The sequence below is a fragment of the Methyloterricola oryzae genome, assembly GCF_000934725.1.
Lineage (GTDB): Bacteria > Pseudomonadota > Gammaproteobacteria > Methylococcales > Methylococcaceae > Methyloterricola > Methyloterricola oryzae.
The window spans coordinates 1-6,702 of record NZ_JYNS01000044.1; the positions used below are offsets into that span (position 1 = coordinate 1).

The window sequence follows — 6,702 nt, forward strand, 5'->3', positions numbered from 1 at the left end:
ATCTGGAGGCACTTACGCTGCCCGATTCGCGCAGCCAACGCCGCGCCAGGTTGGCGTTGATGCCGTGTGCCAGCGCGACCGCGGCAATTGAGGCACCGGGCTGTCGGCAGGCGTCCACCACCTGCCGCTTGAAATCAACGCTATGGAAGCGCCGGGTACGCTTGGGAGATGAGTCCATGAAAGTGTCCACTAAAAACTGAAGTGGACACTATCTTGCGCAATCCATCGGGCACCTTACAGATGGGATTACCGGACGGATACAGTATTGTGTTGAAAAAGTCGCTTTTTCGGCGACGCTATGAGATGCCTGGTTTTCAAGGAAGCAGACTTTCTTAGTTCAGTGATCGGGACAATCGTTATAGCGGGCCTGTCTTACCCTAATGCGGGTGTCGGGAGGGCTTCCGAGGCATTTCCCGCCAACCTTTTGGCCATCCGCCTCAGGTTTTGGGCGATGGCCGCCAGCAGGAACTCGTCCTTCGCCCCGGTGAACCCGCGCAAGCGCAGTTTGACGAGCCCTTGGATGCGCTTTAGGTGGGCGAACAGCATTTCCACTTTCTTGCGGTCCTTGCGGGACTGCTGGTAGCTTTCAGTCTTGGCAATGCGCCGGGCCACCTCGCGGGCGTCCTCGTGGACGCTGCGGGCGATCTTTCGCATCGGAGTGTTGGGGCAGCAGCGCGCTTTCAGCGGGCAGTCCACGCAGTGCTTGGCGCTGGCCCGGTAGATGATGGTTCCAGCCTTGGTGACGTGGGTGCGCGCCCGTTTGAACGGGCGTTGGTTACGGCGCAGGGCCTTGCCTTCGGGGCAGCGGTATTCGTCGGCCTCGCCGTCCCACTCGAAATCCTTGCTCGATAGGCTTCCATCCTTGCGTTCAGTCTTGTCGCAGACCGGCACATGGGGCGCGATCTGCTTCTCGTCCACCAGCCAGGCCAGCATCTCCGCTGAGCCGTAATTGGTATCCCCAACCAACCGTTCGGGCTTTACGCCAAAGGCTTCTTCTACGCGGTCGACCATGGTTTTCGTGGCTTTCACTTCCGCCGTTTTGCTGACCGCCGAGGCCTCCACATCGACGATGATGCCGTGCTCAAGGTCGATCAGGTAGTTGGTCGAATAAGCGAAAAAAGGACGGTCGCCGGTGGCCGCAGTCCAACTCGCAGCCGGGTCAGTCAGCGAGAGTACCTTGGGAGGATCCTTTGGATCATTGGTTTCTTCCAAGCCTTCGAGATACTCGCGGACCGGGCGAGTCGCCTGCTTCGGATCGCCCCAGTCAATCCCGCCGTCGTCTAACACCCGGCGCTGCTGCTGCGCGTCGGCCTTGATGATGCTGGCGTCGGTGGCAAAGCCCTCGCCCCGCACCAGGCCCTCGGCCATGCAGCGCCAAAGGACCTCCTCGAAGACCAGCCTGAAGGTATCGTTCTCGCGGAAACGCCCGTGGCGGTTTTTCGAGAAAGTGGAGTGGTCGGGGACATCATCCTGCAAGTCCAGGCGGCAAAACCAGCGGTAAGCCAGGTTGAGGTGAACTTCCTCAAACAGTCGGCGCTCGGAGCGGATGCCAAAGCAGTAGCCCAAAACGAGCATGCGGATCATCAATTCGGGGTCGATGGAGGGGCGCCCGATGGGGCTGTAGGCCTCTGCCAGTTTCTTGCGAAGGCCGCCCAGGTCGAGGAACCGGTCGATCCCTCGCAGGAGGTGGTCTTTGGGAACGTGCTTGTCGAGGCTGAAGGAATAAAAAAGGCGCTCCTGAACCCCGCTGAGTTGACCCATCATAGCCGCTAGTCCCGGTTATGTTGATAGGCCTATTTTACCGCCCTAAACCAAGCAAATGCGGGTTTTTCAACACAATCGAAGTTAAGCCGCCATTCAAGTGGCACTCTCGATGCTCCTTTGATTGACCGAAGATTGCCGGTTCCGTCAGATCGCGATCATTCCATAAAGCAGCCGCTGGGACAGAACTGCGGGGCAAGGTCGGATGGCCGGTTTGGCCGATCAATTGGCAATAGGGTAGGGCGGGCGAACGTCTGCGATTTGGGTGGGACAGTCGTTTGAGTGACCGCTGTTGGAGTGTTCCGGGAGGCAGGGCTGCTCGATGACGAATTTCACCCGGTATGACATGTGGTATGACGACGAGCAGTCGTCCTGTGGCGTTTCCTGACGTAACCGATGGCGCGCGGCGTTTTAAAGTATTGATCGTAAAGGGCTCTGTAGAGAGAGCACAGTCTTCATAATGCTGGTGTCGGTGGTTCGAGCCCACACGTTGCTACCAATTAAATCAAGGCATTTTTTTATGTCTGGTATGACACGTCTGCTGCTTTTTGGTATTAAGCTTCAAGGCTGTCGGGTGCAGGTGAGCATAACTTCCTTGCGGTTGGAGTGACATCGCTTGAGGGCATTACCTTCTATTCAGGACACTGTTTGCGCCGTTCGCTAATTCCCATAAATCGTCTCCACGAGTTCATAAAACCAGCGTGGCCGAATCAAAATGATGGGGATTGCGAGACTGGGTGTTACGGGATACGGGGCAATATCGATGAGGAATAAGGCCAGGAAGCAGAGAAAGGTATAGACACGGACCCTCGCAGAATTTCCAGGTTCCAAGTTAGGGGCAGGGTACATAGGGCTACTGGACCTCTTATACATACATCGTATCACCCCCAGTAACCAGGACGGGCGGGCGAGCACTGAATACATTCCGATGAGGCAACCCGGCGAGATCGGGCCGAAGCCGATGACAGCGAAGATACCGAAAACCAATAGGCACTTGACTTGCGTAAAGTTCATGGCGATCAATGCCGACTAGGGCTGAGTTCCACTTGATTCCGTGAATGGGATCCTGATAAACGTCCGGGTGGCAGGCAGTCTTCTCGCATCATCAACACGCAGCTTATCAGGTCCAAATTTCTGTAAAGCTGGTTCGTGGTTCGTTGCAAAGCCGATCACTGACCATATCAGCCTTGACGACTTTCTATGAGGCTGCCGCTCTCTCGAAAATGCTTCATGAAAACACCGCCAGCGCCCGTGATTACGTTCCGGGCGTCATTGCGTTCGGAGACCAGGAATTTCGAAGCTGGTGCGCAGACGTAATTCATTCTGGAGGCAAATGGAGCGGAATGAGCGCTTTCCACATTAAAAGGCAGGTAGGGACGCTGCGGCGGAGCGCCTGAAAAATGTGCATGCGGCGGCGCTTAGCAGATCGCCGGTTTGGAAATCGAGAATGCGCGTCACGCCCCTTTGAAGGGAACGAAGGCCTTTAGACCTGCGTGACTCCGCTTCCGGCCGAACGATAGGCCGGAAGCAAGGATTCACATTCGAATCGCTCGGCTCAGGAATCGCAGACCCCACCGTCTCACCCCTTTATTGTTGAGGGTTGTAGCGTTCCTATTTCAATTCCGATGCAATCGCGGCATGGATCTCTGCCAGCGATTTGTGCAACTTTGCAGCATCGGCGTAGTGTTGTGCCAGCGCGCTGGTGTGTTCTACGAGATCACCGATGTTTTTGTCATAAAAGCCATGCTTGTGCTCCTTGTAGGCTTCAGCTTGCGCAGCCAATGCTTTTGCTTTTGCGTCCTCGTAAGCCGCTTCACTTTCCAGCAAATGGGCCAGCTTGACGTGATCAGCCTTGGTTTTGGCGGCGGTTATCAGCTTGTTAATCTGGGCGGCGTCCGGCGCCGTCTGTTTTGCAGCATAAACACTCTGAGAGATGCCCAGCGCTAGCGCTGCGGACAACAAAAACGAGACGGGAATTAAGGCGACATTCTTCATGGATGGTTCCCCTTTTGGTTTGACCGCTCTACTCAAAGGTCCGCGACTTCACAGAAGTGCGAGGCAGCGAACTCGACGTACCTACCCCCTTTCATCGTACGCCGGATGACAGCCTATCCATGATGCAACGGAAGTTCAACGGCCTCTCGCGCCGCAGCGTCCAGTCCGCGAACAAATTAAGGTTCAGTTAAGCCTGCTGGTGTATAGGTCAACGAGAAAGGTGGGAGGCGATGAATTGGGACATCGGCTCTGTCGGCGATAGATGCTGGACCCGGAAGACGGCAAGGAGGCTTGGTTCGATCTTACCGGTTGGGAAGCAAAAGCCGCGAGGGTGCGCCAAGGAGGGCCATTCCAGCCACGTCGAGGCATGGCCAATATGAATCACGTCAGAATGTTCACCCAGATTTGCGCGTTGCTCGCTACTTTAGCGGTGACGCCAGCATGGGCATGGGGTGGCCATGGTGGTGGCGGGCACTGGGGTGGCGCACACTGGGGTGGCGCACACTGGGGCCACGGTTACGGTTACGGTTACGGTGGCTATTATGGCAGACCCTCTGTCGGCTTTTACTTCGGGGCGGGGCTTGGTTGGCCGGCCTATCCCTATTACCCCTACCCGGTCTATCCATCCACGGTCATCACCGTCCCCGCTGCGCCGCCGATCTACATTCAACAAAGCGTGTCCCCGCAAAGTTCGCGACCAGTCAGCAACTTTTGGTACTACTGCCGCAGCCCGAATGCCTATTACCCCTATGTCGAGGAATGCCCGGGGGGATGGCAGCCGGTTGCGCCAGAACCATCAGATCGCTAGGGGGGGTACGCGCAGGTCATTTTTTCGTCTGCTTTTGCTTCCCGCTGCGCTTTTCGGCTGTGCAAGCCTGCCGTCGGGCCCCAGTGTGCTGGCGTTGTCGGGCACTGGAAAAGATTTTATCCAATTTCGCAACGACGACGCTCAGTGTCGACAGTTCGCCAACGCTGAACTCGGGGGTGTGACTCCGAATCAAGCGGCGATCTCCTCAGGTGCCGGCAGTGCCGCGGTTGGAACTGCGCTGGGCGCCGCAGCCGGTGCGGCGATCGGTGGCGGCCAAGGCGCCGCGATTGGAGCAGGCACTGGGCTCGCGGCAGGCGGACTGGTCGGTACCTCTACCGCGAGCAACTCCGGTTACGCTGCTCAGCAGCGCTATGACATGAGCTATATCCAGTGCATGTATGCGAACGGGCATCGCGTGCCGGTCTATGGGCAGACGGTCGAAAGTACGCCGTCGCAGGCACCCCGAGCGGCCGACATTCCACCGCCGCCGCCGGGTCAACCGCCTCCACCGCCTCCAGATGCCACCCGCCCTTGAGCCACCGCTCGCATCGCTATGCGTCCAACATCAAATAGTGCAATGGTTTGCGAGCTTCAATACGGATAGGGCTGGGCGGTAGGTGATGGCGTTGGTGCCGAGGGCGCGGGCGTAGCCGCCGGTGCCGGCGTTGATTGGACCTGCTTTTCGGCGGCTGTCAGGGTGCCGAATAGTCCATGCGTGCCGCCGATGTCCGTCGCGAAATACAGTGTGCTGGTGGAGCCTGAGTCGCTGCCATCGCCACCGCCAAAGCCCAGGCCCCACAATCCTTGTTTGGTAATCACCATCGGACTTCCATTCACATTCGTGAGAAACCCACGAAATCGACCGGTGATGGCGTTGAATGTCGCAATGCGCCCGCTGCCGAATTGGCCAACCAAGAGCGCGTTGCCGTACTTGCCAAAATCGGGCGGTGCGAGCGCAACGCCCCACGGCGCACGCATCCAGGAACCTCGCTGCAATTGCATGATCAAGCCGCCGTTGCCGTCGAATACATCGACAAAACCTTGCTTTCTACCTCGCGCACGTTGAAAAACGTCTTTGCGTGCATACGTCACATACAGTGTGTTATTGATCGCTTGAATGTTGAAGGGCGCAAACTTGTCGGAAATTTTGGGATCCGTAAATGCGGTCGCTGCCATCGGCACCGCGTGGAATTGAGCATCGAACACATCGATGCGCGCCTGAGCGAAATTGGCGGCATAAAGTTTGTTCACGTCATTGCTGCGCGCCACCGCTAAGCCCGTATAGGCTGCAGAACTGTGGTTGTCGACCATTACGATTGCGTTTCCGGCATCGATTTGCGGATTCCACGCAGCGATGTGCCCATCCAGGCTGGCGAACAGATAGCGCGCGGACAACTGCGTTTGGCCCGGTGTGGCGCTAAAGGCGAAATCGTTAGACACGTTGAAGACGATGCCCGTGGGGGTTGCTGGCGTGGCCACCACCAACGGCTGCGCCGACGGGGCGGGTTTGCCGTCTCCGTCGTAGCCCAAGGACACATTGCTGAAACTGCTATTGACCCACAAGGGACTGCTAGCCGAACGAGCCATCCCCCAAGCTCCGTGCAGATTGGGGTCGAGCACGCGCGCAACGGATGCTTGATCGGAGACCAAATTGGTTCTTTGATAATACCGTATGGACTCTGAGCGTGCGCTCGGGGCTAGTGCTACAACAAAGAAGAGGGTCAAAACCCCACGAGAAAGCGCGAAAAAGCACGCATTGAAATTCATGTTGCTATCTCCTCTCGACGGAACCTTGTGGAATCGAAGTCCCGGTGACAGCAGCGATTAAGCTTGTCATAAGATACATCAGATGTAGAAGTTCAGACTTGATCTGACAGAGTTCCTTGCCGCGAGGTGGGGTTACCCGTTTTGATAGAGGTGCGACTCTTCATCGAAACGGCGCGTGAGCGCAGGAGTAACCCCATGAGTAGTCTCAATCAGAATGTCATCCGTCACAAGATCGGTCTGCTGAACCTGGCAACTGAACTCGGCAACGTGTCCAAGGCCTGCAAGGTGATGGGGGTGTCGCGAGACACCTTCTATCGCTACCAGAATGCGGTGGCGGAAGGCGGCCTTGAAGCATTGTTTGACGCGAACCG

Annotated in this window: 6 protein-coding genes; 2 read left to right on the top strand and 4 right to left on the bottom strand. The window is 57.2% G+C overall.

The genetic code is table 11. From position 1 onward, the window contains the following. From EK23_RS24820 to EK23_RS20895, 3 genes are all read right to left on the bottom strand, one after another. Nucleotides 1-178: transposase (locus tag EK23_RS24820; RefSeq protein WP_045227166.1), on the bottom strand; the 178-nt coding region annotated here is incomplete at its 3' end. Nucleotides 179-372: 194 nt separating this feature from the next. Continuing rightward, nucleotides 373-1,764, bottom strand: a complete 1,392-nt coding sequence (locus tag EK23_RS20880; protein WP_045227342.1) for an IS1182 family transposase — start codon at nt 1,762-1,764, stop codon at nt 373-375. A gap of 1,608 nt (nt 1,765-3,372) precedes the next feature. Continuing rightward, entirely contained in the window at nt 3,373-3,756 is a 384-nt protein-coding gene (locus EK23_RS20895) for a hypothetical protein (RefSeq protein WP_045227343.1), read from the bottom strand. A 376-nt stretch (nt 3,757-4,132) separates the two neighbouring features. Between EK23_RS20895 and EK23_RS22895 the strand changes: the two genes are divergently transcribed. Further along, the gene (locus EK23_RS22895) at nt 4,133-4,564 is read left to right on the top strand and encodes a hypothetical protein (protein WP_097991063.1); all 432 of its coding nucleotides are present in this window, start codon (nt 4,133-4,135) and stop codon (nt 4,562-4,564) included. Nucleotides 4,565-5,155: 591 nt separating this feature from the next. Here the strand turns inward: EK23_RS22895 and EK23_RS20900 are convergent. Continuing rightward, nucleotides 5,156-6,331 carry a TIGR03118 family protein gene (locus EK23_RS20900; RefSeq protein ID WP_082054402.1) on the bottom strand — a complete coding sequence of 392 codons (1,176 nt, stop codon included), beginning with the start codon at nt 6,329-6,331 and terminating at the stop codon, nt 5,156-5,158. Between the two features lie 195 nt (nt 6,332-6,526). On the opposite strand from EK23_RS20900, the gene EK23_RS20905 reads away from it, so the two are divergent. After that, nucleotides 6,527-6,702, top strand: a 176-nt coding sequence (locus tag EK23_RS20905) for a helix-turn-helix domain-containing protein (protein WP_045227344.1), incomplete at its 3' end; no start/stop codon positions are given.

Excerpts from the sequence above, each read along its gene's own strand:
- EK23_RS20880 (WP_045227342.1), bottom strand. The coding sequence starts at position 1,764 with ATGATGGGTCAACTCAGCGGGGTTCAGGAGCGCCTTTTTTATTCCTTC.
- EK23_RS20895 (WP_045227343.1), bottom strand. The coding sequence starts at position 3,756 with ATGAAGAATGTCGCCTTAATTCCCGTCTCGTTTTTGTTGTCCGCAGCG.
- EK23_RS22895 (WP_097991063.1), top strand. The coding sequence starts at position 4,133 with ATGAATCACGTCAGAATGTTCACCCAGATTTGCGCGTTGCTCGCTACT.
- EK23_RS20900 (WP_082054402.1), bottom strand. The coding sequence starts at position 6,331 with ATGAATTTCAATGCGTGCTTTTTCGCGCTTTCTCGTGGGGTTTTGACC.